This window comes from Pigmentiphaga humi, from assembly GCF_900606115.1.
GTDB lineage: Bacteria > Pseudomonadota > Gammaproteobacteria > Burkholderiales > Burkholderiaceae_B > Pigmentiphaga > Pigmentiphaga humi.
On the sequence record NZ_UWPJ01000020.1, the window covers coordinates 32,380 to 56,616 of the forward strand.

The window sequence follows — 24,237 nt, forward strand, 5'->3', positions numbered from 1 at the left end:
CGTGGCACCGACTTGCTGCGGGGGCCGGACCGGGCCCTGCCGACAAGGCCGGAAACCGGCGGAACACCAGGTGGTCCGCCGGTTTCCGGCCATTTGCCAGTTCGTAAGCGGGCGTAACGCCTTCGCAACCTTTACCAGGATCCGTACGTGGAATTCATCGTCGACAACATTCTCCTGATTGCCCTGGCGCTCGTTTCGGGCGGCCTGCTGGTGTGGCAATCCATGCGCGGCGGCCAGTCCGGCGGCGCGCTCAGTCCTGCCGAAGCCACGGCCGCCGTCAACCAGCGCCAAGCCGTTTTCGTCGACATCCGCTCCGTCGCCGACTATGCAGCCGGCCACATCGCCCAGTCGCGCAGCGTTCCGGCCGACGCCCTGGCCCAGAAGGCCGGCGGCCTGCCCAAGAACAAGCCGCTGATCCTGGTGGGCGCCGATGGCCGCGACGCCGCCAAGGCCGTCGCCAGCTTCAAGTCCGGCGGCTTCGCCGAAGTCAGCAGCCTGGCAGGAGGCCTGTCCGGATGGGTGCGGGCCGGCCTGCCCATCGCCAAGGGGTAACCATGCAAAAGGTGTCGATGTATTCCACGGGGTATTGTCCGTACTGCACGCGGGCCGAAATGCTGCTCAAGCAGCGCGGCGTCGAGCAGATCGAGAAGCTTCGCATCGACGCCGAACCGCAGCTGCGCGCCGAGATGATGGCGCGCACCGGCCGACGCACCGTGCCGCAGATCTATATCGGCGATACTCATGTGGGCGGCTTCGACGACCTGGCCGCGCTCGACCGCGCGGGCGGGCTGTTGCCGCTGCTCAACGGCGATGCCGTGCCGGGGCAATGATTTCGCAGTGGCCGGGGCTCGCTCCGGCATGTTTTTATCGGTGTATACGTATCGGCCTCGCGCTTACCGGAGGCCGGATCCAGCCAGCAGGCTTTCCGTTTTCCTGAGTTTCCCCTCATGTCCGACAATCAAGAGCAACAAGCCGCCCCCGTGTTCAACATCCAGCGCGTCTACTTGAAAGACTTGTCGCTGGAGCTGCCGAATGCTCCCCAGATCTTCCTGGAAACCGAGCAACCCGGCGTCGAGGTTGCCATCGACGTGGGCGCGCAGGCGCTGGCGGAAACCGTGTTCGAAGTGACCGTCACCGCCACCGTCACCACCAAGATCGGTGACAAGGTCCTGTACCTGGTCGAGGGCAAGCAGGCCGGGATCTTCGAACTGGCCAACCTGCCGGTCGAGCAGCTCGATCCGATCCTGGGTATCGCCTGCCCCGGCATCATCTATCCCTACCTGCGCGGCAATATCGCCGACGCCATCACGCGCGCCTCGATGGCGCCGCTGCACCTGGCCGAAGTCAACTTCCAGGCCATCTACGAGCAGCGCGTCGCCCAGGCCATGGCCGAGCAGCAGGCCGCCGCCGGCCAGAACGGCAGCCAGGACAGCGGCCTGATCCTGCCCGCTGGCGTAAAACACTGAGCCGAGAGGCGCGCCATGGCGACGGATCTGCAGGTCGCCGTCCTGGGGGCGGGTAGCTGGGGGACGGCGCTGGCCGCCGCCAGCGCCCGCAACCATCCCACGATGCTGTGGGCGCGTCGGCCGGAGCAGGCGCGCCGCATCGCGCAGGCGCGCGAGAACGCGTCCTACCTGCCGGGCGTCGCCCTGCCCGAGGCATTGCTCGTCACCAGCGGGCTGGACGATCTGTTCGAGCATCTGCGCGGCGCGGGGCGGTCCTTGATGATCCTGGGCGTACCGGTGGCCGGCATGGAGCAGGCCTGCCGCGAGGTGGCCGAGGGCGTGCAGCGCCACGGCCTGGACGACTTGGCCGTGGTCTGGACCTGCAAGGGCCTGGACGCCGCCACCGGCCGCCTGCCGCACGCCATCGCCCAGGAAGCCTTCGCCGGGACCGGCATCATGGCCGGCGTGCTGTCCGGCCCGTCTTTCGCGCGCGAGGTCGCGCAGGGGCTGCCGGTCGCGCTGACCGTCGCGAGCGCCAGCGCCGAACTGCGCGGCCGCGTCACCGAGGCGCTGCACGGCGCGGCCATACGCGTCTACGGCAGCGAGGACGTGATCGGCGTCGAAGTCGGCGGCGCGCTCAAGAACGTCATGGCCATCGCTTGCGGCATCGGCGACGGCCTGGGGATGGGCGCCAACGCCCGTGCCGCCCTGGTGACCCGCGGACTGGCCGAGATGACGCGGCTGGGCGTGGCGCTGGGGGCGCAGGCGGACACGTTTTCCGGCCTGACCGGCCTGGGCGACCTGATTCTGACCGCGACAGGCGACCTGTCCCGCAACCGCCACGTCGGCCTGGAGATCGGCCGGGGCAAGTCGCTGGACGATATCCTGGGGGACATGACCCAGGTCGCCGAAGGCGTGCGCTGCGCGCCGGCGGTGCGCGACCTGGCCCGCCGGCACGGCATCGAGATGCCCATCACCGAGGCGGTATGCGCCGTGTTGTTCGAAGGCGTTTCTCCGGCTGAAGCCGTCTCGCGCCTGATGGCGCGCAACCCCAAAGAGGAAACCGCCCCTTCGCGCCCTGGCGCGTAGCGGCGAATTTCCAGGAGTCCGGATGGATACCGTTTGCGTATACTGCGGCGCGAGCGCGGGCAAGGATCCCGCCTACGCCCAATTGGCGCGCGACGTCGGCCGCACGATGGCGCAGCGCGGCCTGCGCCTGGTGTACGGCGGCGGCAGCGTGGGATTGATGGGCGAAATCGCCGATGCCGCGCTGGCCGCCGGCGGGCCGGTGACAGGCATCATCCCCGAGCGCCTGTGGGACCGTGAAATCGGCCACAAGGGCTTGAACGACATGTTCGTGGTGCCGAGCATGCATGCGCGCAAGGCGCGCATGGTCGAACTGTCCGACGCCTTCGTCGCGCTGCCCGGCGGTTTCGGCACCCTGGACGAACTTTTCGAGGTGCTGACCTGGAAACAGATCGGCTACCACGACAAGCCGATCGGCTTGCTCAATGCCTACGGCTATTACGATACGTTGCTGGCCTTCGCGCGCCATGCCCATGAACAGGGCTTCGTACGCGCGGACCATCTGGATTTGCTGATCGTCGACACCGACATCGGCCGCTTGCTGGATCGCCTTGCCAGCGCGCAGCCGGTGCATGTGGATCGATGGGCAGAGAATGGCGAAGCGGTATGAGGTCTGGCCGCCCGATAAACAACAAGCAGACACGAATAACTGGAGATATCCATGCGTGCTTTTGATTCCCTCGCTTGCGCCGGCACGATGCGCCGCCGCCTGCTCGGCACCGCCGTCGCCGTCATGGCCGGCGCGGCCGCAGCTCCCGTCGCCGCGCAGCCGGCCGACTGGCCCAGCCGTCCGATCAAGCTGGTCGTGCCGTTCCCGGCCGGCTCGTCGCCCGACATCATCGCCCGCGTCATCGCGCAGCCGCTGGGCAAGCAGCTCGGCCAGGCGATCGTCATCGACAACAAGCCGGGCGCCGGCGGCAACATCGGAACCGGCACGGTGGCCCACGCGGCGCCGGACGGCTACACCATGCTGTTCACCATCAACGGACCGCTGGCCACCGCGCCGGCGCTGTACAGCAAGCTCAACTACGATCCGCTCAAGGACCTGGCGCCGGTCACGCTGGTGGCCACCAGCCCCAACGTCCTGGTCGTGCCGCCTTCGCTGAACGTCGATTCGGTCAAGTCCTTCACCCAGCTGCTCAAGAAAGAGCCGGGCAAGCTGAACTACGGCTCCGTCGGCGCCGGCAGCTCCGCCCACCTGGCGATGGAACTGCTCAAGGGCAACGAGAACCTGGACATTCTGCACGTGCCTTATGCCGGCTTCCCGCAGGTCATCACCGCCATGCTGGGCGGCCAGGTGCAGGCCGGCTTCATGGTGCCGGCCATCGCCATGCCGCAGGTACGCGACGGCAAGGTCAAGGCGCTGGCCGTGACCAGCCTCAAGCGCAGCCCGGCGCTGCCCGACCTGCCCACCATGGCCGAAGCCGGCGTGCCCAACTTCGAGGTCATTTCCTGGCAAGCCGTCCTGATGCCGGCCGGCACGCCCCAGCCCATCATCGACCGGCTGAACAAGGAACTGGTGCAGATCATCAAGGACGAAGAGGTCCAGAAGCAGCTCACCGCGCAGTACTTCACGGCTGCGCCGTCCACGCCGGCCGAACTGACCGCGCTGATCAAGAAAGAACAGCAGACCCTGGGCGCGGTGATCAAGCGCCTGAACCTGACGCTGGACTGATCCGGCTCGGCGGGCCGGCGCATGTCCCCAGGGCGTGCCGCCGGCCGAGGCCGCCGCGGCGTCTCCCGCGTCCATCCAGTGGATGAGCCCATCGTCGCCGCGGCGCGGGCGCTCGCCGCCGGCGACCCCCTAGACGCACTGAATCGCATCGCCTTGCGCGACGATGCGGACGCGCTCGCGCTGCGCGGCATCGCCATGGCGCAGTTGGGCGAGCTGGGCCGCGCCCGGACCTTGGTCCGGCGCGCAGCGCGCGCTTTCGGCCAGCGTTCGCCGGTGGCGCGCGCCCGCTGCGTGGTGGCCGAGGCGGAGATCGCGCTGGCCGCGCGCGAACTGGACTGGCCCACGCAGGCGCTGGAGGCCGCTCGCACCCTTCTCGAGGCGCGGGGCGACCGGCACAACGCCGCGCACGCGCGTTTGCTCGAGGCTCGCCACGCATTGCTGCTCGGCCGCCTCGATACGGCCGAACGCGCGCTGGCCTCGCTCGATGCTTCTATTGCCTTCCTGCGGCCCGCCGCGCGCGCGGCCCATGCCATGGCCGAAGCCGGCGTCGCCGTGCGCAGGGTGCGCGCGGCCGCGGCGCGCGCCGCGCTGGCCCGGGCGCGCCAGGCGGCGCAGTCGGCGGGCATTCCCGCGCTGGAAGCGGAAATCGGCCTGGCCGCGCGCCATCTCGATCTGCCGGCGGCCCGCCTGATCGCGCGCGGAGGCGAGCAGCCGCTGTTGCTCGACGAGGTGGAGGCATTGCAGGCCAGCGCCATGCTGGTGATCGACGCCTGCCGGCACGTGGTGCGCGCCGGCAGGCTTTCCGTGCCGCTGGCGCGCCGGCCGGTGCTGTTCGAGCTGGCGCGCGCGCTGGGGTTGGCCTGGCCCGAAGACGTTCCGCGCGCCGACCTCATCGCGCGCGTCTTTCGCACCCGCCATCCCGACGAGACGCACCGCGCGCGGCTGCGCGTCGAAATGGGGCGCTTGCGCGCGGCCCTGGAGCCGATTGCCGGCGTCCGGGCGACCTCGCGCGGTTTCCTGCTGGCGCCGGCCCGGCCGGGCGAGGTCGGCGTGCTCGAACACCCGGCGCGCGAACCGCACGCGCACGTACTGGCGCTGCTTGCCGACGGCCAGCCCTGGTCCAGTTCCGCCATGGCGCTGGCGCTCGGGTCGAGCCAACGGACGGTGCAGCGCGCGCTGGACGCGCTGGGCCGGGAGGGCAAGGTCCAGGCCTTCGGCCAGGGCCGGGCCCGGCGCTGGGCGGCCTCGCCGCTGCCGGGATTCGCGACAAGCTTGTTACTCCCACCGCCGCTGCCGGCGGACCTAGGATGACTCCTGCGTACCCCATCATCCCGGAAAGGAGCACATCATGAATACATTCCAAGCGCACATCGTCCGCGAATACGGACCCTTCCCCGGCGCCGAGGCCATCCACGGCGTGAGCTACGATGGCCGCCTCGTCTGGTTCGCCACCGGCGAGAAACTCCAGGCTCTCGATCCGGCCAGCGGCGAGGTCGTTCGCACGATCGACGTTGCCGCGCGGGCCGGCACGGCCTACGACGGCCGGCACTTGTTCCAGCTCGCGGACGGTCGCATCAACAAGATCGACCCTGGTACCGGCGGGGTCATCGCCACGATCGCATCGCCCGCCGGCGAGGACAGTTCGGGGCTGGCCTGGGCCGAAGGCTCGCTCTGGGTCGGACACTACAAGGCGCGCCGGATCCTCCAGCTCGACCCGGAAACCGGCACATTGCTGCGGGTCATCGCGGCCGAGCGCTTCGTCACCGGCGTGACCTGGGTCGATGGCCAGCTGTGGCACGGTACCTGGGAAGACGGCGCCAGCGACTTGCGGCGGCTCGATCCGGCCAGCGGCGAGGTGCAGGAGGTGGTCGGCATGCCGTCCGGCACGGGTGTCTCCGGACTGGAGTCGGACGGCGCGGATCTGTTCTTCTGCGGCGGGGGCGAGAGCGGCAAGCTGCGCACCGTGCGCCGTCCGCGCGGCGCCGCGCGAGCGGACGTGAACAGGTCCTAGGCGCGGTCTCGTCCCAGGCTCAGGCGGCCCGGCGCATCGCCCGGTCGGCTCCTTCCCGCAGCGCCGCCAGCTTCATCCATGTGATGGCCGGGTCGATCTTGCCGTAGTTGGCGAAGGTGCCGAAGCCGCAATCGGTGCTCGCCACCACGCGGTCTTCGCCGACGAAGGACGTGAAACGCTCGATGCGCTGCCGGATCAGTTCCGGATGCTCGACATAGTTCGAACAGCTGTCGATCAGGCCGGGCGCGAGGATTTTTTCCTCGGGCAGCTTGGCTGCGCGCCAGATTTCCCATTCATGCTCGTGGCGCGGATTGGCGGCTTCGAACAGGATGGTGGCGGGGCGTGCCGCCAGCACTGCGTCGATGATCTTCTCCAGTGCGATGTCGCAGTGATGCGGGCCCTCGTAGTTGCCCCAGCAGATGTGCATGCGCAGTCTCTCGGCGGGAATGTTGCGCGTGGCGGCGTTCAGCGCCTCCACGTTCTGCCAGACGCGCTCGATGAACTCGGCTTCGCCGAGATTCTGATAGCCGGTATGCGCCGACATCGCCAGGTCCGGACAGTCGAGTTGCAAATCGAGGCCGGCCGCGGCAATGGCTTCGTATTCGGGCTGCATGGCCTGCACCAGGTCGGCCAGGTAGGCCTCGTGCGTGGGGTAGTGCTGGTTGGGCTGGAAGGCCGTGACCAGGCCGGGCGAGGCCGCGTTCATGAAGCCGCGGCGGCCCTGGCCGTGCCGCTGGAGCGCGGACTGGAAGCGGCGGATGTCGGCCAGGCAGGGCTCCAGCGTGCGCAGCTTGACCGGCCCGATGCAGGCCGCGCGCACGAACTCCTGCGCGCCCATGATGGCGGCGAGTTTCTTGCGCAGTTCGGGAAAAGGCGCGAGATCCTTGGCCGGCGTGCGGTCCACGTGGCCGCCGAAGCCTTCCAGGCGTTCGGTGATGTAGGTGGCATAGCCGACCTTGCCGAGTTCGCCGTCGCTCATGATGTCCACGCCCGCCTCGGCCTGCTTGCGCACCGCTTCATCGATGGCGGCCTGCACGACGGCTTCGAAGTGCTCCGCCTCGACCTCCTGGCCGTGGTCGCGCGCGAGCAGCAGTTGCGCCAATTCGTCTCCGCGCGGGAGGCTGCCGACGTGGGTGGTGAGGATGGGCATGGCATTCCTTAGGGTTCATGGGCGCGAGTCTGTCCGCGCCAGGCGGGCGGCATATTCGCCGGAGGTATGTTAGCCGTTCTGCGCGGTTCGCCCGGCATCCTGGGCAGGTCTGGGCCTGTTGGCGTCGTCGAGACGGAATATCATGGTTCCATGATCCCGCGCGTTCACGATTTTTCGACGGAGACCCTCATGCATGAGTTGCCCAAGCTGCACACTGGACTTTACATAGACGGCCACTGGGTGCCCGCCTCGGACCGGGGCACGTTCAAGGTGTCGGATCCCGCGACCGGCAAGGTGCTGGCCGAGGTGGCGGACGGCGGCATCGCCGAGGCGCGGGCCGCCGCAGACGCCGCCGCGGCGGCGCTGCCGAAGTGGTCGGCCGTGCCCGCGCGCGAGCGCGCCGAGATCCTGCGCAAGGTGCACGGGCTGATGATGGAGCGGCTGGAGACCCTCGCGCGCATCATCACGCTGGAAAACGGCAAGCCCCTGTCCGACAGCCGCGCCGAGGTGCGCTACGCGGCCGAGTTCTTCCGTTGGTATTCGGAGGAAGCCTGCCGCAACCTCGGCTCGCTGAGCCATGCGCCGGCGGGCGGCTACCGCATCATGGTCCAGCACCAGCCCATAGGCGTGGTGGTGCTGGTCACGCCATGGAACTTCCCGGCCGCCATGGGTACGCGCAAGATCGCGCCGGCGCTGGCGGCGGGCTGCACCGCGCTGGTCAAGCCCGCGTCCGCCACGCCGCTGACCATGCTGGCGCTGGCCGAGCTGCTGGAAGAAGCCGGCGTGCCGGCGGGCGTGGTCAACATCGTGCCGTCGTCGCGCTCTTCGCCGCTGGTGGACCACTGGCTGCACGACCCGCGCATCCGGCTGCTGTCGTTCACCGGTTCGACCGAAGTGGGCCGCACGCTGATCAAGGCCGCCGCCGACCAGGTGCTCAAGACGCCCATGGAGCTGGGCGGCAACGCGCCGTTCCTGGTCCTGGACGATGCCGACGTGGCGGCCGCCGTCGACGGCGCGATGATCGCCAAGATGCGCAATATGGGCGAGGCCTGCACGGCGGCCAACCGCTTCTATGCGGGAGCCGGGGTCTACGATGCCTTCGTCGAGGCGTTCGCCGAGCGCATGCGCGCCCAGAAGATCGGCCACGGCCTGGACGAAGGGACGCAGGTCGGCAGCCTGGTGGACGAGGCGACCCGCGACAAGGTCGACGAGCTGGTGCAGGACGCCGTGGGCCGGGGCGCGAGGCTGGTCTGCGGCGGCAGCCGCGTGCCGGGGCCGGGCTATTTCTACGAGCCCACGGTGCTGGCCGACGTGCCGCTCGACAGCCGCCTGCTGGCCGAAGAGATCTTCGGGCCGGTCGCGCCCATCGTGAAGGCGGACTCCGCCGAGCGCATGCTCGAACTGGCCAATGCCACCGAATACGGCCTGGTGGCCTACGTCTACAGCGGCGACCTGGCGCGCGGCCTCAAGCTCGCCGAAGGCCTGGAGTTCGGCATGGTGGCGGTCAATCGCGGCCTGGTTTCCGATCCGGCCGCGCCGTTCGGCGGCATGAAGCAGAGCGGGCTGGGACGCGAGGGCAGCTACGAGGGCATGCAGGAGTACATGGAGACCAAGTACATCGCGGTGGATTGGTAGGCGAGGCGGACGCCGTCAATTCGAACTGCCACCGGGATGCGTTTCCAGCCAGCGCCGTCCGATGCCCGTCAGCCGGTAGCGCTGGTTCCGGCTGTTGGGCTTGTCCGGCCGGGTCATTTCGCCATCGAGCCGCGCAAGCAGCGTTCCAACTTGCGGGGTAACTTGCGGGGTGGTGTCGCCGGCCGCCGGCCTCGGGATCACCGCCTTGAACTGGTTGCCCGCTATTTCGTCCTCGAACCGGATGTCGGGCCATTCCCCCAGGGCGCGCGGGATGCCGGTGCCCAAGCCGCGATATGGCAGGATGTGCGTGGCATGTTCGGTCAGCGTGGGATTGCGCCGCACGGTGCCAGGGAAGGCCACCGCTTTGACCATGAACGCGGGCTGGTAACTGGCTGCCTGCCGAACAGCAGCAGGCCCGCAAGATTGAGTTCCTGCCCGCTGGCCAAGCCGATGTTCTGCAACGATAGGGCTTGCTCAGACCATCGGGCACGCTGACGGCAATTACTACGCCTTGCGCGAAGCACGCGCCGGCTCACATTCCACCCGCGTACCCCTGCTGCCGCCAGGCCTCGAACACCGCGACCGCCACTGAATTCGACAGGTTCAGGCTGCGCTGGCCCGGGCGCATGGGCAGGCGCAGCCGCTGCGCTTCGGGAAACGCGTCGCGGATGGCCGGGGGGAGGCCGGAGGTTTCGCTGCCGAACACGAACACGTCGCCCGGCAGGAAAGCCGCGGTGCCGAACGGCCGCGATCCTTTCGTGGTGAAGGCGAACACCCGGTCGGGCGCGGCGCCGGTGGCGGCGATGGCGTCGGCGAAACCGTCATGCACTTTCATCGCGGCCCATTCGTGGTAATCGAGGCCCGCCCGCCGCAGCTTGGCGTCATCCAGCTCGAACCCCAGCGGCCGGACCAGATGCAGCTGCACGCCGGTATTGGCGGCCAGCCGGATGGCGTTGCCGGTGTTGGGCGGAATTTCTGGCGAGACGAGGACGACGTGGAACACGGGTGAGCCGGAGAGGGTGAGGATGCGCCGATGGTACCGCATCGAGGCTGCGCGGCGGCCCGTCCCCCCGAGTTCGCGGGATTGCTGCCCCAACGGGGCCGCGGCAGAATCGCCCCCTTGCCCGCGCAATGCGCGGGATCGGCGCCCGGGTCCACGACTGCGCGTGAACTTCCCGGCGCCTGAACAGAAAAGGGGGAAGGGCTCGTGAAATGGATCCGGACGCTGCGGCCTGCCGCGGCATTGAGTCTTGCATGGGGGCTGGCCGGCTGCGTCACGCCGGGAGGCAATCAACCCGCGACCGAGCGCGGCGCCTTCGGCGTGCCGCTGGATCGTGTCGAGGTATCCGGCGCGGACTACGTCAAGGGCGAGAGCCGCATCGTCATCGGCGCTTTTCGCGTGGCGTTCAGCCAGTCCGCCAAAGCCGCGTCGCAGCGCAGCGCGCTCTTCAGCTCGGGCTCGGCCTCGGCCGCCATGAGCGGCAAGCTGCGCGGGCTGGAGCCGGCCGATTACCAGGCCATCGCCGACGCGGCCTATGCCGATTTCATCGCCAGGTTGCGCGCGGGAGGCTTCGCCGTCATCGAGCCGTCGGCGCTGGGCGCCGCGTCGGCCTACGCCCGGATGGCAGCCGTCGCCAATCCTGCCGCGCTCGATTCCAGCGCGACCGGCGACGTGCTGATGGTCGCGCCGACGGGTGTCAAGCTGGCCTTGTTCCCTGGCGAATCCGGCGTCGCCTCCGGCTTTGCCGGCTTCGATGCCAACAACCCCATGCGCGTACTGCCCGAGCTGGTCAAGGAGCAGAAGGCGGGGGTGGCCCAGGTCACCTACTACATCGATTTTCTGAATACCGCGAGCAGCGGCAACTCGCTGGTGGCCGGCGGCGCCGCCGAAGTATCGATGGGGCAGGGGCTGTCCGTGCGGGCGGGAAGCGGGGTCAACTACACCACCGTGCGCGGCAGCCAGTGCGTCGGCTATTGCCCGAATGCGACCACGGTGGTGAAGCTGGGCCAGGCGGTCCATTCGCAGGAGGCCTACGGCACGACGCGCGACGTGACCAATACCGCCGTCAATGTCATCGGCGCGGTATCCGGCCTGCTGAGCGGCCGCAGCTTCGAGCGCAAGGACATCGAAGTGGACGCCGATGCGGCCCGCTACCGGGCCATTGCCGGCACGTTGCTGGGCGAAGCCAACGCGGCCCTGACCGGGGCCATGACGCGCGCGCGTTGAACGCAGCGGGCGGCTGCGCCCGTTTCGCTACAACTCCAGTACCAGCTTGCCGCCGCAGGCGCGCGAGCAGCAGGTCATGATGCGGTCATTGGCCTCGCGCTCGGCGCGCGTGAGCACTTTATCGCGGTGATCGACCTTGCCTGCGAGCACCCGCACCTCGCACGAACCGCACAATCCTTCCTCGCAGTCGCTGGGCACGTCGATGTTGGCGGCGCGCAGCGCCGCGAGCACGGTGCGGTCGGCGGGGACGGCGACGGTAATGCCGGAGTCCTTCAGCTCCACTTCGAACGCATGTTCCCGCGAGGGGTCGAGCTGCGGCAGGTCGGATGCGAAATGCTCGATGCGCAATGCATCGTCCGGCCAGCCGGCGCCCAGGGCCTCCAGCGCGTGCAGCATGCGTAGCGGCCCGCAGGCGTAGACCTGCCGGCCCGGCTCGTGCGCGCCCAGCAGCGCGGCCAGGTCGTTGCGCCGTCCTTCCTCCGACACGTAGACCTGCAGCCGCGGTCCGTGCAGCGCCGCCAGTTCGTCGAGCAGCGCCATGTCCGCGCGGCGCCGGCCGCTGTAATGGACCGTATAGTCCAGGCCCAGTCCGCGCGCCCGCCGCGCCATCGCGCTGATGGGCGTGATGCCGATGCCGCCGGCAATCAGCACGAGCTTGCGCGCGCTCTCGTCCAGGCGGAAGTGGTTGCGCGGCCCGCGTATGCGCAGCCGGTCGCCGGCCTGCACATGGGCATGTATCCACGCGGATCCGCCTCGGCCCTGCGGCTCGTGCAGCACGGCGATCTCCAGCGTGCGCGTATCGGCGGGGTCGCCGCACAGCGAGTACTGGCGCGAGCGCTCCGGATCGCCGCATTCCACGTCGATGTGGGCGCCCGGCGTCCAGCGCGGCAGCGGCTTGCCGTCGGGCGAGGCCAGGCGCAGCCGGACGATGCCGCCGGCGGCCCGCGCCACGCTTTCCACCACCACCGGGCGGGCGATGGCGTGGCGCGAGGGCTCGCCTATGCGCACCGGCACCTGGGTTTGCAGGATCTCCGGCCGCTGCCTTTCGGGGTTGCGCGCAGCATCCCATTCCACCCACAGGTGCTCGGGGCCGCGGAACGAGGTATTGGGCACGTAGGTGAAGCGCTGCCCGGTCAGCCGCATGTGCGGCAGCCGGCGGGTCAGTTCCTCCAGGAAAATCTGCATTTCCATGCGCGCCAGGTTCTTGCCCATGCACTGGTGCGAGCCGTAGCCGAAGGTCAGGTGATCGCTGGAGTTGTCGCGCCGGATGTCGAAGAAATCCGCGTCGGCGAAGTGGCGGTCGTCGTGGTTGGCCGAGGAGGTCACGATCAGCAGCCTGGAGCCGGCGGGGATGTCCACGCCTTCGATGCGCGCGTCGCGCGTGACCAGCCTGCGCCAGGCGGCCACCGAGCCGTTGTGGCGCAGGCATTCTTCCACGGCATTCGGGATCAGGCTCGGATCTTCGCAGATCTCGCGCCACGATTCGGGATGCTGCAGCAGCAGCTTGATGGCGTTGGCCGTGGCGTTGGCGGTGGTCTCGTGGGCGGCGACGATGCCCGCCATCATCATCGAATGCAGGTAGGAGTCGGTCACGACCTCCGGATGCTCCTTCTGCTTGCGTATGCCGTAGCGCATCCAGCCGGGCTGGTCCGGTGCCTGGCGCATTTTCTCCAGCACCTTGCCGGCGTACTGCCAGAAGTTGCCCACCGCATGCGCCACGGCCACCTGTTCCTCGGGCCTGGGGCGGCCCCAGGTGTTGACGGTATGGGCGATGGAGTAGCGCCGCAGCGTATCCATGTCTTCCTCGGGCACGCCCAGGAAGTGCAGGGCTACGGTGAGCGGGACTTCCCACAGCATCTGGTCCACCAGGTCGGCGCGGCCGTTGTCGATGAAGCGGTCCACGTACTCGCGCGCGAGCCGGCGCACCATCGGTTCGTGGTGCTTGAGTTCTTCGGCCGTGAAGGGCTCCATCAGGATGCGCCGGCGCGGCATGTGGGCCGGTTCGTCTTCGTTGACCAGGGTGCGGTTCATCGCATAGCCGTACTGCTCGAGTACGGCGTTGGCCTCGGGGCCGGTGGGTGTGATCTTCTCCAGCGCGATGGACGGACTGAAGGTGAGGTTGTCGCGGAAGATGGCCTTGATGGCGTCGTAGCGGGTGACCACCCAGTAGCCCAGCTGCGGGCTGTAGAAAACGGGTTCCTGTTCGCGCGCCCAGCGCACGTAGTCGGGCGGATCCTGCTGGTAGCCGTCGCTGAACGGGTCGAACTCGGCGGCGCGCGCGCTGATGGGACAGCCGGTAGGGCCGCTTTGCGGGGCGGGCGGCGCTGCGTGGAAGGGGCAGCCCTCGGCGGAGGAAGAAGTTGATGCGGCCACGGCGGGTCTCCTTGATGCGTGAAGCGCCCGCGGTGGGGTGACATCAGGGGGCGCTTGGTCATTTGCGTAATTATTGTACGCAATGCGTAAATTTGCGATAGCGGCTAACCCTGAATGTTGTAACGCCGGATGGCGGGACGTGCGAGCGCGTTCCCGGGCGGGAGGCCGGGAACCGGGGGAGGTATGAATGGCGCGCGGGGTTCGGCCTGGAAGGCCGATCTTCCGGAGCGGAACCTACAGGCCGTAGCCCAGGCGTTTGCCGATGTTGGCCGCGCCCTGGCGCAGGGTCAGGGCGACGGCGCCGGACGGGTCCGGGTCGAACGCGCCGGAAGGGCCCAGCGCGGTGATGACGACGGCGACGCCGCCGTCCGCATTGAAAACCGGCACCGCAACCGCGCTGATGCCGTTGAGCAGGACGTCGCGCACCGGCGCGCAGCCCAGCGCGCGCACCTCGCGCAACAAGGCATCGACGGCTTCGCGGTCGGGCAGCAGCGCGCGCTGGGCGGGCGTGGCGCCCATCCATTCGCGGTCGATCAGCGCCGCGAGCGCGGCGGTGCGCGAAAAGGCGCCGAAGGCGCGCCCGGTGGCCGACCAGAGCACCGGCATGACGGAGCCGACGCGCACGTTGACGGCGACCGGATGAACCGGCTCCACCCAGCGGACGATGGTGGGGCCCTGGTTGCCCAGCACGGCCACGAAGCACGATAAATCGTGCGCTTCTCCCAGCCGGGCCAGTTCGGCCGAGGCCAGCGTGAGCGCGTCCGACTGGCGGATGGCGGCCAGCCCGATGGCCAGCGATTCCGGGCCGAGCACGTAGCGTGACGTGGCGGGATCCTGGATGACGAAATCGGCTTCGACCAGGCTGGCCAGGTAGCGGTGGATCTTGGAAGGGTTCTCGCCCAGCCGCGCGGCCAGCGCGGTCAGAGACGCCGCGCCGCCCATCGCCGCCAGGTTCTTCAGCACCGCCATGCTGGTGCCCGCGGATTGCACGGTGCTGCGGCGGGCCGCGGGAGGCTTGCGAGGAGGCGAAGTGGCCATGGCGGGACGAATCGACGGGACAGCGCTTATGTTACGCAAAAGCGCGGGCCGGCACCGTCGAACAGCTGCGGCCGTCCTTCTTCGAGCACGCGACGCCGCAAGCTAGCTCGTTCCAGGGCACAGCGGATCCGGCTTTGCCGGTCCGTTCGTTCCGCCCCCTCGGCCCGGCGCCGGGCCGCCCCAAGGCGGGCCCAGGCCCCCTCGGGAGGCTGCCGCGTAGCGGCTGGGCGTCCACCATTCAGGGCGCGCGTCAGCGCGTAGTGGGGGGCATGACCTCTTCGGCATGCCACCCCCCGCCCAGCGCCGCGATCAGGTTGACGCTGGCGGTCAGGCGGCTGCCCAGCAGGGTCAGCGCCGTACGCTCGTTGCTCAGCGCCGAGGTCTGTACCGACACCACGCTCAGGAAGTCGATCAGGCCGGACTCGAACTGGTTGGTGGTCAACCGCAGCGATTCGCGCGCGGCGTCCAGCGCGCGCTGCTGCACGACCTGCTCGTCTTCCATGGTGCGCAGTTGCGCCAGGTAGTTCTCGACTTCGGCCAGCGCCGACAGCACGGTCTGCCGGTAGGCGGCGACTCTCTGGTCGTAGGCGGCCTCGGCCTGGCGCGTCTGGGCGCGGCGCAGCCCGCCGTCGAACAGGGGCGCGGCCAGCGCCGGGCCGAGCGACCAGAAGCGTGCCGGCGCGGTCAGCCAATCGGAGAACTCCGACGCCCGGTAGCCCATCGATGCGGACAGGGTCAGCGTGGGGAAATACGCCGCCTTGGCCACGCCGATCTGGGCGTTGGCCGCATGCATGTCGCGCTCGGCCGCGGCAATGTCGGGCCGGCGCTCCAGCAGTTCCGACGGCAGGCCGGCCGGGATGGTGGGCAGGCCGGCAGTGAACTCGGTCGGCGCGATACTGAAGGCGGAAGGCGGCTGGCCGGTCAGGATGGCGATGGCGTGCTCGAGCTGGGCGCGCTGCCACCGCAGGTCCACGGCCTGCGCGCGCGTCGATTCCAGCTGCGTGCGCGCCTGGGCGATCTCGGCCTTGGCTGACACGCCTACGGCATAGCGGTTCTCGTTCAGGCGCAGCGAGCGCTCATAGATCTTGATGGTGGCCTCCAGCAGGCGCTTCTGTTCGTCCATGATGCGCAGCTGGAAGTAGTTGCGCGCCAGTTCGGCCTGGGCGCTCAGATGGGCATTGGCGAGCGTGGCTGCACTGGCCTGGGCGCTGGCCGTCTGGGACTCGACGGTGCGCCGGATGCGGCCCCACAGGTCCAGTTCCCAGCTCGCGGTGCCGCTCAGGCTGAACTGGTTGCGTATGCTGCCCGACGAGCCGCCCTGCACGACCGTGCCGCTGCTGTTGGTCGTGGTGTTGCTGCTCGCGCCGGTTCCGGTGCGGGTGAAGGACGACGAAGCGTTCACGCTCGGGTACAGGCTGGCGCGGCCGGCCTGGACGGCCGCCAGGGCCTGGCGGTATTGCGCCTCGGCCTGGGCGATGGTCTGGTTGGCGGTTTCGACCTGGGCCATCAGGCGCGACAGCTCCTGGTCGCCGAACACCTCCCACCAGGGGCCGCGGCGGACGTCGTCGCGCGGCTGGGCCGATTTCCAGCCTTCCGTTTCCTTGAACTGGACGCCGGTGTCGACCTGGGGCCGCACGTAGTCGGGGCCTACGGCGCAGGCGCTCAGCAGGATGGACAGCAAGGCGGCGCAGGCCGGCCGGACGCCGCTCGCGGGGATGCCGCGGAGCCGGACCGGCGAAGGGCAGGGCGTGCCCGCGGGTGCGGGCCACGTCTTGTTCATAAATTGTCTCCGGGAAGCGCCAGGGCGGCCTGCTTGTTGCGGCCCCAGCGCCATTGCACCTTCAAGTGCAGGCGGTTCAGGTAGAGATAGACCACGGGGGTGGTGAACAGTGTCAGCAGCTGGCTGACCAGCAGCCCGCCGACGATGGTGATGCCCAGCGGCTGGCGCAGTTCGGCGCCGGTGCCGGTGCTGATCACCAGCGGCACGGCGCCCAGCATGGCGGCCATGGTGGTCATCAGGATGGGCCGGAAGCGCATCAGGCAGGCTTCGTGGATGGCTTCGCGCGGCGCCAGCCCGCGCCGGCGCTCGGCGTCGAGCGCGAAGTCCACCATCATGATGGCGTTCTTCTTGACGATGCCGATCAGCAGGAATACGCCGATCAGCGCGATCAGCGAGAACTCGTGGCCCAGCATCATCAGCGCGAGCAGCGCGCCCAGCCCGGCCGAGGGCAGCGTCGAAAGAATGGTGAGCGGATGGATGTAGCTCTCGTACAGCATGCCCAGCACCAGGTACATGGTCACCAGCGCCGCCACGATCAGCCAGGGCTGGGCGTTCAACGAGGATTTCAGCGCCTGGGCGCTGCCCGCGAAGCCCGCCTGGATCTCGTTGGTCGGCAGGCTGATGGCCGCCACCGCGCGTTCGATGGCGCGCGTGGCCTGGTCCAGCGAGACGCCGGGCGCCAGGTTGAACGAGATCGTGTCGGCCGCGAACTGGCTCTGGTGCGATACGCTGAGCGGCGCATTGGTGGTCGTCCACTTGGCGAAGGCCGACAGCGGCACGCGTCCGCCGTTGGCGGTAATGACGCTGACCTGTTCCAGCGCGCTGGCATTCTGCGCGTAGCGCTGGTCGACTTCCATGACGACGCGGTACTGGTTCAGGGCGTTGTAGATCACCGATACCTGCCGCTGGCTGAACGAATTGTTCAGCACGGAGGCAATCATGGACATGTCGACGCCCAGGCGCGTGGCGGTCTCGCGGTCGATCTGCAGCGAGATCTGGCGGCCCTTGTCTTCGACGTCGGTGTCGATGTCGGTGAGCTCGGGCAACTGCGCCATCGCTCGCTGCACGCGCGGCATCCAGGTGCGCAAGTCGTCCAGCTCGGAGGCCATCAGCGAATACTGGTAGCTGGAGTTGGACGAACGCGCGCCGATGCGGATGTCCTGGTTGGGCATCAGGAACATGCGCGCGCCGGGCACGTTGCCGAGCTTGAAGCGCAGGCGGTTCATCACCGCGTCCACATCGACCTTGCGCTCGGCCAGCGGCTTGAGCTGGATCATCATGAAGCTGGTATTGCTGCCGCCGCGGCCGCCGCTGTAGCCGACGATGCTCTCGACGGCCGGATCGGCCAGCACCACCTGGCGAAAATACTCCAGCTTGGGCCGCATGGCCTGGAACGAGGTGCCCTGGTCGGCGCGTACCATGCCCATCATCTGGCCCGTGTCCTGCTGCGGGAAGAAGCCCTTGGGCACCTGCACGTACAGGTAGACGTTCAGGCCGATCACCACCAGCAGCACCAGCAAGGTCAGCAGCGAATGCCGCAGCACCCACTGCAAGACGCGGCCGTAGCCGCGCGTCATGCCGGCGAAGAACGATTCCAGCGCCCGCGCGGCGCGGCCGGGCTCGCGCCGGGCCTGCTCCTGGCGCGTGCGCAGCATGCGCGCGCACATCATCGGCGTCAGCGTGACCGATACCACCAGCGACACCAGGATGGCCACCGACAGCGTCACGGAAAACTCGCGGAACAGCCGGCCGACGATGTCGCCCATCAGCAGGATGGGAATGAATACCGCGATCAGCGACACGCTCATGGTCAGCACCGTGAAGCCGACCTCGCGCGAGCCCACCAGCGCCGCGCGCAGCGGCGACATGCCCGCCTCGACATGGCGCGAGATGTTCTCCAGCACCACGATGGCGTCGTCCACGACGAAGCCGGTGGCCACGATCAGCGCCATCAGCGACATGGTGTTGAGCGAATAGCCGCACAGGTACATCACGGCGAAGGTGGTGACGAGCGATACCGGCACCGCGACGCTGGGAATGAGCGCGGCGCGCAGGTTGCGCAGGAACAGCAGCACCACCAGGATGACCAGGACCACGGCGATGATCAGCGTGTGCTCGGCCTCGGCCAGCGAGGCGCGGATGCTGGGCGTGCGGTCCTGCGCCACCGTCAGCGAAACGTCGCCCGGCACCATGGCGCGCATCTGCGGCAAGGCGTCGAGGATGCGGTCCACGGTCTCGATGATGTTGGCGTCGGGCTGGCGGCTGACCACCAGCAGGATGGCAGGCTCGCTGTTGAAGAAGCCCATGTTGAACAGGTCTTCCACCGAGTCTTCGACGCGCGCCACGTCGCTCAGCCGCACGGGGGCGCCGTCGCGGTAGGCCACGTTCAGGGCGGCGTAGTCCTGCGCCTTGCGCAGCTGGTCGTTGGTGGCGACCTGCCAACTCGTGGTGTCGTTCTCCAGCACGCCCTTGGGGCCGCGCGCATTGGCATTCGAGAGCGCCGTGCGCACTTCGTCCAGCGCGATCCCGTAGTGGTTGAGCGCGTGCGGATTGAGTTCGACCCGCACGGCCGGCAGGGAACTGCCGCCCACGTTCACTTCGCTTACGCCCTTGATCTGGGCGATGCGCTGCGCCAGGATGGTCGAGCCCACGTCGTAGAGCTGGCCCTGATCCATGGTCTTGGAGGTCAGCGCCAGAATCAGGATGGGGGCGGACGTCGGGTTGCGCTTGCTGTAGGTGGGGTTGCTGCGCAGGGCCGAAGGCAACATGCTGCGCGCCGCATTGATGGCGCCTTGCACGTCGCGCGCGGCGCCGTTGATATCGCGGCTCAGGTCGAACTGCAGCGTGATATTGGTCGAACCCTGGCTGCTGCGCGACGTCATTTCGTTGAGTCCGGCGATGCTGCCGAGCGACCGCTCCAGCGGCGTGGCCACGCTCGAGGCCATGGTCTCCGGGCTGGCTCCGGCCAGGCTGGCGCGTACCGAAATGGTGGGGAAATCCACTTGCGGCAGCGGCGCCACCGGCAGCTTGATGAAGCCCAGCACGCCCGCCAGCACGGCGGCGATGGCCAGCAGCACCGTAGCCACCGGCCGCACGATGAACGGCGCCGAGATGTTCATGGCGCGCCGACCGCTTTGGCCGTGTTCGCGCCGCGCCTGCGCCGCAGCGCCAGGCTGAGCCGGTCGAACATCAGGTAGATCACCGGGGTGGTGAACAGCGTCAGCAACTGGCTCAGCAGAAGCCCGCCCACCATCACGATCCCCAGCGGCTGGCGCAGCTCGGCGCCGCTGCCGGTGCTGAGCATCAACGGCACCGCGCCGAACAGTGCCGCGAAGGTCGTCATCAGGATGGGCCGGAAGCGCAGCAGCGCCGCCTGGTGGATGGCCTCGCGCGGCGACAGGCCCTGGCGGCGCTCGGCCTCCAGCGCGAAGTCGATCATCATGATCGCGTTCTTCTTGACGATGCCGATCAGCAGGATGATCCCGATGATGCCTATCATGTCCAGGTCGCGGCCGGCCAGCATCAGCGCCAGCAGCGCGCCCACGCCGGCCGAGGGCAGCGTCGACAGGATGGTGATGGGGTGGATGTAGCTCTCATACAGCACGCCCAGCACGATGTACATCGTCACGATGGCCGCCAGGATCAGCAGCAGGGTGCTGTTGAGCGAGGCCTGGAAGGCCTGCGCCGCGCCCTGGAAGCTGGTCTGGATGGCCAGCGGCATGCCGATGTCGCGCTCGGCCTGCTGGATGGCCTCCACCGCCTTGCTCAGCGAGGCGCCGTGCGCGAGATTGAATGACACCGTGGCGGAGGGGAACTGGCCGAGCCGGCTGATCGACAGCGGCGTGGTGCGCTCCGAGGCCCGCACGATGTTGGTCAACGGGATCTGCTTGCCGTCGGTCGTGGCCACGTAGATGCGCGACAGCGAGGACGGGTCCTGGCGGAACTGCGGTGCGACCTCGAGCACCACGCGATACTGGTTGGCCTGCGTGAAGATGGTCGAGATCGGCCGCTGGCCCAGCGCGTCGTACAGCGCGTTGTTGATGTCGGTGGCGGTGACGCCCACCCGCGAGGCCGCGTTGCGGTCGATTTCGATGTAGGTCTGCAGGCCGCGGTCCTGCAGGTCGTGCGCCACGTCGGCCATCTGCGGCAGTTGCTGCAGCCGCTCGACCAGCTTGCGGGTCCAGATGCCCAGCGTATCCAGGTCCGGGTTCTGCAGCGTGAATTGGTACTGCGTGCGGCTGATCCGGTCCTCGATGGTGAGGTCCTGCACCGGCTGCATGAACAGCCGGATGTCTTCGAGCCTGGCGAGCTCCGGCTGCAGGCGGTCGATGATCTCGGCGGCGGTGGCGCTGCGTTCGTCGTGCGGCTTCAGGTTGATCTGCAGGCGGCCGCTGTTGAGCGTGGCGTTGGTGCCGTCCACGCCGATGAACGAGGACAGGCTGGCGACGTCGGGGTCGCGCAGGATGATGTCCGCCGCGGCCTGCTGGCGCTGCGCCATGGCCTGGAACGATACCGACTGCGAGCTTTCGCTGATGGCCTGGATGACGCCGGTGTCCTGCTGCGGAAAAAAGCCCTTGGGGATGGCGATGTACAGCAGCGCGGTCACCGCCAGGGTGGCCAGCGCCACCAGCAGCGTCAGCGGCTGGTGGGCCAGCACCCAGGTCAGCAGCCGGTCGTAGCCGCGGATGATCCGGTCGAACCATTCCCCGCTCTTGCGGTAGAAGCGGCCTTGCTGCGCGTCGGGCACGTGGCGCAGGTATTTGGAGCACATCATGGGCGTCAGCGTGAGCGAGACGACCAGCGAGATCAGGATGGACACCGCCAGCGTAATGGCGAACTCGCGGAACAGGCGGCCGATCACGTCGCTCATGAACAGCAGCGGGATCAGCACGGCGATCAGCGAAAAAGTCAGCGAGATCAGCGTGAAGCCGATCTGCGCGGCGCCCTTGAGCGCGGCCTGGACCGGCGACTCGCCTTCCTCCAGGTAGCGCGCGATGTTCTCGATCATGACGATGGCGTCGTCCACCACGAAGCCGGTGGCGATGGTCAGCGCCATCAGCGTCAGGTTGTTGACGCTGAAGCCCGCCAGGTACATGACGCCGAAGGTTCCGATCAGCGACAGCGGCACGACCACGCTGGGAATCAGGGTGGCGGTGAGGTTGCGCAGGAAGGCGAAGGTCACCATGACCACCAGCGCCACCGCCAGCATCAGCTCGAACTGCACGTCCTTGACCGAGGCGCGGATGGATTCGGTGCGGTCCGACAGCACCGCCACATCCAGCGTGCTCGGCAGCCCGGCCTGCAGGCCGGGCAGCAGCGCGCGGATGTTCTCCACCACCTGGATCACGTTGGCGCCGGGCTGGCGCTGCACGTTCAGCAGGATGGCCGGCTGGCCGTCGGCCCATGCTGCCTGCCGCGTGTTCTCGGCGTCGCGCTCGATCTGCGCCACCTCCGACAGCCGCACCGGCGCGTTGTTGGCGTAGGCGATGATCAGGTCGTTGTACTGCTCGACGGTCTTCAACTGATCGTTGGCGTCGAGCGTGGTGGCGCGCATGGGGCCGTCGAAGTTGCCCTTGGGCTGGTTGACGTTGGCGCCGGTGATGGCGCTGCGCACGCTGGCCAGGTTCAGGCCCAGCGAGGCCAGCGCCTGCGGGTTGGCGCGTATGCGAACGGCGGGGCGCTGCCCGCCCGCGATGCTGACCAGGCCCACGCCCGAGACCTGCGAGATTTTCTGCGCCATGCGCGTGTCCACCAGGTCGCGCACCTGGTAGAGCGGCAGCGTGGGAGAACTGATGGCCAGCGTCAGGACCGGCGTATCGGCCGGATTGACCTTGTTGTACACGGGCGGGGCGGGCAGGTCGCCGGGCAGCAGGTTGGAGCCGGCGTTGATGGCTGCCTGCACCTGCTGCTCGGCCACGTCCAGTTCGAGGTCGAGGTTGAACTTGAGCGTGATGACCGATGCGCCGCCGGAGCTGATGGACGACATCTGCGCCAGGCCCGGCATCTGCCCGAATTGCCGTTCGAGCGGGGCGGTGACCAGCGAAGTCATGACGTCGGGGCTGGCGCCCGGATACTGCGTCACCACCTGGATCGTGGGGTAGTCCACTTCGGGCAGGGCGGATACCGGCAGCATCCGGTATGCGATCAGGCCCGAGATCAGGATCGCCACCATCGCCAGCGTCGTGGCGATGGGGCGCAGGATGAAGATCCGCGACGGATTCATTGCGCCTCGCGTCCGGGACGGCGGCGCTGGCCCTGACCCGGCGTGCCGGGGCCGCGCTGCTGCGGCGGAACGGTGGCCGCGGCGGCGGGCTGCGTGCCGCTGACCACCTGCACCTGGGCGCCGTCGCGCAGCCGGTCCACGCCTTCGACCACGACCCGCTCGCCCGGCTTGAGGCCCTCCAGCACGGCGACGCGCTCGCCATCGACCTGCCCGAGCTTGAGCACGCGCAGCCCGACGGTGTTGTCTTCCTTCGCCACGTAGACGAACGTGCCGGGCGTGCCCCGCTGCACCGCGCCGGCCGGGATCACGGTGGCCCCGGTCTGGGTGCGCACGTGCAGCCGGACGTTGACGAACTGGTTGGGGAACAGGCTTTCGTCCTTGTTCTCGAAGCGCGCCTTGAGCTTGACCGTGCCGGTGGCGGTGTCGATCTGGTTGTCCAGCGTGGCCAGCACGCCGTCGGCAATGTGGCGGATATCGGCGCGGTCATAGGCCTGCACGGCCAGCGTCTTGCCGGCGCGCAACTGGGCCAGCACGTCGGGCAGGTCGCCTTCGGCGATGGTGAACAGGATGGAAATGGGCTGGGTCTGGGTGATGATGACCAGGCCGGTGGCGTCGCTGCTGGTCACCAGGTTGCCCTGGTCGACCTGGCGCAGGCCCAGGCGGCCGGCGATCGGCGCGGTCACCCGGGTGTAGTCGAGCTGCAGCTTGGCGTTGTCGACGGCGGCCTGGTTGGTCTTGATGGTGCCTTCGTATTGCCGCACCAGGGCGGTCTGGGTGTCGACCTGCTGGCGCGCGATGGAGTCCTGCTCGTACAGCGTCTTGTAGCGTTCGAGGTCGCGCCGCGCGTTGTCGAGCTGGGCGCGGTTCTGCTCGAGAGTGCCCTCGGCCTGCGCCAGCGCGACCTGGTAGGCGCGCGGGTCGATCTGCACCAGCAGGTCGCCGGCCTTGACCAATTGGCCTTCCTGGAAGAACACCTTCTGCAGTTCGCCGTTGACCTTGCTGCGCACGGTGACCGTGTTGTAGGAAGTGACCGTGCCCAGCGACTTGATGAACACCTTCATGTCTTCGCTGCGCGCCTCGACCACCCGCACCGGCGTCGGCGCCTGCATGAAGGCGCCCGGTCCGCCCGGGCCGGGGCCCGGCGCCTGCACGGCGGCCTCGCGCTGATGCGCATGCCACCACCAGTACCCCGCTCCCGCCAGGACCGCGATCAGGACCAGCAGCCATGGCCAGCGGGGTCTTTTGCCGCGGGACCGCGTAGCCCCCTCGGGGGGCAGCGCAGCCGAAGGCGCAGCGTGGGGGCCTTCATTTTTGCCGCCGGGCCGCCCCAAGGCAAAAGGCGCCCCCTCGGGGGGCAGCGCAGCCGAAGGCGTAGCGTGGGGGCCTTCATTTTTGCCGGGCTGGGGGGCGGGGGCCCGGTCGGGCTGGGGAGGGATGTCGGCCATGGGGTTCGGGAAAAGGCTGGGCTGGGTCGCGCCGCACGCAAACGATCCGATTCTGCGGCGGTCTCTACATTAGTGCAGTTTGCGGGCGGGAGGCGGGATCGCATGCGGTTTGAAATCGTTCGAAATCGTTAGTTGCTCAGAGCCAGTGC

General features: G+C 68.9%; 19 protein-coding genes. 10 read left to right on the forward strand and 9 right to left on the reverse strand.

Annotated features, from left to right (window positions below):
• Positions 1 to 147 precede the first annotated feature (147 nt).
• The 8 genes from PIGHUM_RS13035 to PIGHUM_RS13070 all read left to right on the forward strand — a co-directional run bounded on the left by PIGHUM_RS13035 (position 148) and on the right by PIGHUM_RS13070 (position 6,217).
• A complete protein-coding gene (locus tag PIGHUM_RS13035) occupies positions 148 to 552 on the forward strand; it encodes a rhodanese-like domain-containing protein (RefSeq protein WP_246013161.1) in 405 nt (134 codons plus the stop codon).
• A 2-nt stretch (positions 553 to 554) separates the two neighbouring features.
• The gene (grxC, locus tag PIGHUM_RS13040; RefSeq protein ID WP_124080042.1) at positions 555 to 830 is read left to right on the forward strand and encodes a glutaredoxin 3; all 276 of its coding nucleotides are present in this window, start codon (positions 555 to 557) and stop codon (positions 828 to 830) included.
• Positions 831 to 947: 117 nt separating this feature from the next.
• On the forward strand, positions 948 to 1,466 hold the full coding sequence (gene secB / locus PIGHUM_RS13045) for a protein-export chaperone SecB (RefSeq protein WP_124080043.1): 519 nt from the start codon (positions 948 to 950) through the stop codon (positions 1,464 to 1,466).
• Positions 1,467 to 1,481: 15 nt separating this feature from the next.
• Positions 1,482 to 2,534 carry an NAD(P)H-dependent glycerol-3-phosphate dehydrogenase gene (locus PIGHUM_RS13050; RefSeq protein ID WP_124080044.1) on the forward strand — a complete coding sequence of 351 codons (1,053 nt, stop codon included), beginning with the start codon at positions 1,482 to 1,484 and terminating at the stop codon, positions 2,532 to 2,534.
• Between the two features lie 22 nt (positions 2,535 to 2,556).
• The gene (locus tag PIGHUM_RS13055; protein WP_124080045.1) at positions 2,557 to 3,141 is read left to right on the forward strand and encodes an LOG family protein; all 585 of its coding nucleotides are present in this window, start codon (positions 2,557 to 2,559) and stop codon (positions 3,139 to 3,141) included.
• 87 nt (positions 3,142 to 3,228) lie between these two features.
• Positions 3,229 to 4,206: a Bug family tripartite tricarboxylate transporter substrate binding protein gene (locus tag PIGHUM_RS13060; protein ID WP_124080068.1), complete on the forward strand. Its 978-nt coding sequence runs from the start codon at positions 3,229 to 3,231 to the stop codon at positions 4,204 to 4,206.
• Positions 4,207 to 4,284: 78 nt separating this feature from the next.
• Positions 4,285 to 5,517 carry a helix-turn-helix domain-containing protein gene (locus tag PIGHUM_RS13065; protein WP_124080069.1) on the forward strand — a complete coding sequence of 411 codons (1,233 nt, stop codon included), beginning with the start codon at positions 4,285 to 4,287 and terminating at the stop codon, positions 5,515 to 5,517.
• A gap of 37 nt (positions 5,518 to 5,554) precedes the next feature.
• The gene (locus tag PIGHUM_RS13070) at positions 5,555 to 6,217 is read left to right on the forward strand and encodes a Vgb family protein (RefSeq protein ID WP_124080046.1); all 663 of its coding nucleotides are present in this window, start codon (positions 5,555 to 5,557) and stop codon (positions 6,215 to 6,217) included.
• 19 nt (positions 6,218 to 6,236) lie between these two features.
• Here PIGHUM_RS13070 and PIGHUM_RS13075 read toward each other — a convergent pair whose 3' ends face one another.
• A complete protein-coding gene (locus PIGHUM_RS13075) occupies positions 6,237 to 7,367 on the reverse strand; it encodes a cobalamin-independent methionine synthase II family protein (RefSeq protein ID WP_124080047.1) in 1,131 nt (376 codons plus the stop codon).
• A 189-nt stretch (positions 7,368 to 7,556) separates the two neighbouring features.
• On the opposite strand from PIGHUM_RS13075, the gene PIGHUM_RS13080 reads away from it, so the two are divergent.
• Positions 7,557 to 9,002, forward strand: a complete 1,446-nt coding sequence (locus PIGHUM_RS13080) for an NAD-dependent succinate-semialdehyde dehydrogenase (RefSeq protein WP_124080048.1) — start codon at positions 7,557 to 7,559, stop codon at positions 9,000 to 9,002.
• Between the two features lie 15 nt (positions 9,003 to 9,017).
• On the opposite strand, the gene PIGHUM_RS13085 is transcribed toward PIGHUM_RS13080, so the two are convergent.
• Complete coding sequence (locus PIGHUM_RS13085; RefSeq protein ID WP_124080049.1) at positions 9,018 to 9,374, reverse strand: Fic family protein; 357 nt, start codon at positions 9,372 to 9,374, stop codon at positions 9,018 to 9,020.
• Positions 9,375 to 9,534: 160 nt separating this feature from the next.
• Complete coding sequence (locus tag PIGHUM_RS13090; RefSeq protein ID WP_124080050.1) at positions 9,535 to 10,005, reverse strand: tRNA (cytidine(34)-2'-O)-methyltransferase; 471 nt, start codon at positions 10,003 to 10,005, stop codon at positions 9,535 to 9,537.
• Positions 10,006 to 10,209: 204 nt separating this feature from the next.
• On the opposite strand from PIGHUM_RS13090, the gene PIGHUM_RS13095 reads away from it, so the two are divergent.
• On the forward strand, positions 10,210 to 11,229 hold the full coding sequence (locus PIGHUM_RS13095) for a hypothetical protein (protein ID WP_124080051.1): 1,020 nt from the start codon (positions 10,210 to 10,212) through the stop codon (positions 11,227 to 11,229).
• Positions 11,230 to 11,256: 27 nt separating this feature from the next.
• Here the strand turns inward: PIGHUM_RS13095 and PIGHUM_RS13100 are convergent, their stop codons facing one another.
• The 6 genes from PIGHUM_RS13100 to PIGHUM_RS13125 form a co-directional block, all read right to left on the reverse strand.
• A complete protein-coding gene (locus tag PIGHUM_RS13100; protein WP_124080052.1) occupies positions 11,257 to 13,602 on the reverse strand; it encodes a cytochrome P450/oxidoreductase in 2,346 nt (781 codons plus the stop codon).
• 234 nt (positions 13,603 to 13,836) lie between these two features.
• Entirely contained in the window at positions 13,837 to 14,640 is an 804-nt protein-coding gene (locus tag PIGHUM_RS13105) for an IclR family transcriptional regulator (protein WP_124080053.1), read from the reverse strand.
• Positions 14,641 to 14,890: 250 nt separating this feature from the next.
• Positions 14,891 to 16,420, reverse strand: coding sequence for an efflux transporter outer membrane subunit (locus tag PIGHUM_RS13110; RefSeq protein WP_124080054.1), 1,530 nt, complete (start codon positions 16,418 to 16,420; stop codon positions 14,891 to 14,893).
• Positions 16,417 to 19,539, reverse strand: a complete 3,123-nt coding sequence (locus PIGHUM_RS13115; protein ID WP_124080055.1) for a multidrug efflux RND transporter permease subunit — start codon at positions 19,537 to 19,539, stop codon at positions 16,417 to 16,419. The genes PIGHUM_RS13110 and PIGHUM_RS13115 overlap by 4 nt, the downstream gene beginning before the upstream one ends.
• Positions 19,536 to 22,643 (reverse strand): MdtB/MuxB family multidrug efflux RND transporter permease subunit, encoded by a 3,108-nt coding sequence (locus tag PIGHUM_RS13120; protein WP_124080056.1) that lies wholly within the window; start codon positions 22,641 to 22,643, stop codon positions 19,536 to 19,538. The genes PIGHUM_RS13115 and PIGHUM_RS13120 overlap by 4 nt, the downstream gene beginning before the upstream one ends.
• On the reverse strand, positions 22,640 to 23,920 hold the full coding sequence (locus PIGHUM_RS13125) for an MdtA/MuxA family multidrug efflux RND transporter periplasmic adaptor subunit (RefSeq protein ID WP_281279077.1): 1,281 nt from the start codon (positions 23,918 to 23,920) through the stop codon (positions 22,640 to 22,642). The genes PIGHUM_RS13120 and PIGHUM_RS13125 overlap by 4 nt, the downstream gene beginning before the upstream one ends.
• Positions 23,921 to 24,237 lie beyond the last annotated feature (317 nt).

Bases quoted from the DNA above. Each gene is read 5' to 3' on its own strand.
- grxC (WP_124080042.1), top strand. From the start codon at position 555: ATGCAAAAGGTGTCGATGTATTCCACGGGGTATTGTCCGTACTGCACG.
- secB (WP_124080043.1), top strand. From the start codon at position 948: ATGTCCGACAATCAAGAGCAACAAGCCGCCCCCGTGTTCAACATCCAG.
- PIGHUM_RS13050 (WP_124080044.1), top strand. From the start codon at position 1,482: ATGGCGACGGATCTGCAGGTCGCCGTCCTGGGGGCGGGTAGCTGGGGG.
- PIGHUM_RS13055 (WP_124080045.1), top strand. From the start codon at position 2,557: ATGGATACCGTTTGCGTATACTGCGGCGCGAGCGCGGGCAAGGATCCC.
- PIGHUM_RS13060 (WP_124080068.1), top strand. From the start codon at position 3,229: ATGCGCCGCCGCCTGCTCGGCACCGCCGTCGCCGTCATGGCCGGCGCG.
- PIGHUM_RS13070 (WP_124080046.1), top strand. From the start codon at position 5,555: ATGAATACATTCCAAGCGCACATCGTCCGCGAATACGGACCCTTCCCC.
- PIGHUM_RS13075 (WP_124080047.1), bottom strand. From the start codon at position 7,367: ATGCCCATCCTCACCACCCACGTCGGCAGCCTCCCGCGCGGAGACGAA.
- PIGHUM_RS13080 (WP_124080048.1), top strand. From the start codon at position 7,557: ATGCATGAGTTGCCCAAGCTGCACACTGGACTTTACATAGACGGCCAC.
- PIGHUM_RS13085 (WP_124080049.1), bottom strand. From the start codon at position 9,374: ATGGTCAAAGCGGTGGCCTTCCCTGGCACCGTGCGGCGCAATCCCACG.
- PIGHUM_RS13105 (WP_124080053.1), bottom strand. From the start codon at position 14,640: ATGGCCACTTCGCCTCCTCGCAAGCCTCCCGCGGCCCGCCGCAGCACC.
- PIGHUM_RS13110 (WP_124080054.1), bottom strand. From the start codon at position 16,420: ATGAACAAGACGTGGCCCGCACCCGCGGGCACGCCCTGCCCTTCGCCG.
- PIGHUM_RS13115 (WP_124080055.1), bottom strand. From the start codon at position 19,539: ATGAACATCTCGGCGCCGTTCATCGTGCGGCCGGTGGCTACGGTGCTG.
- PIGHUM_RS13120 (WP_124080056.1), bottom strand. From the start codon at position 22,643: ATGAATCCGTCGCGGATCTTCATCCTGCGCCCCATCGCCACGACGCTG.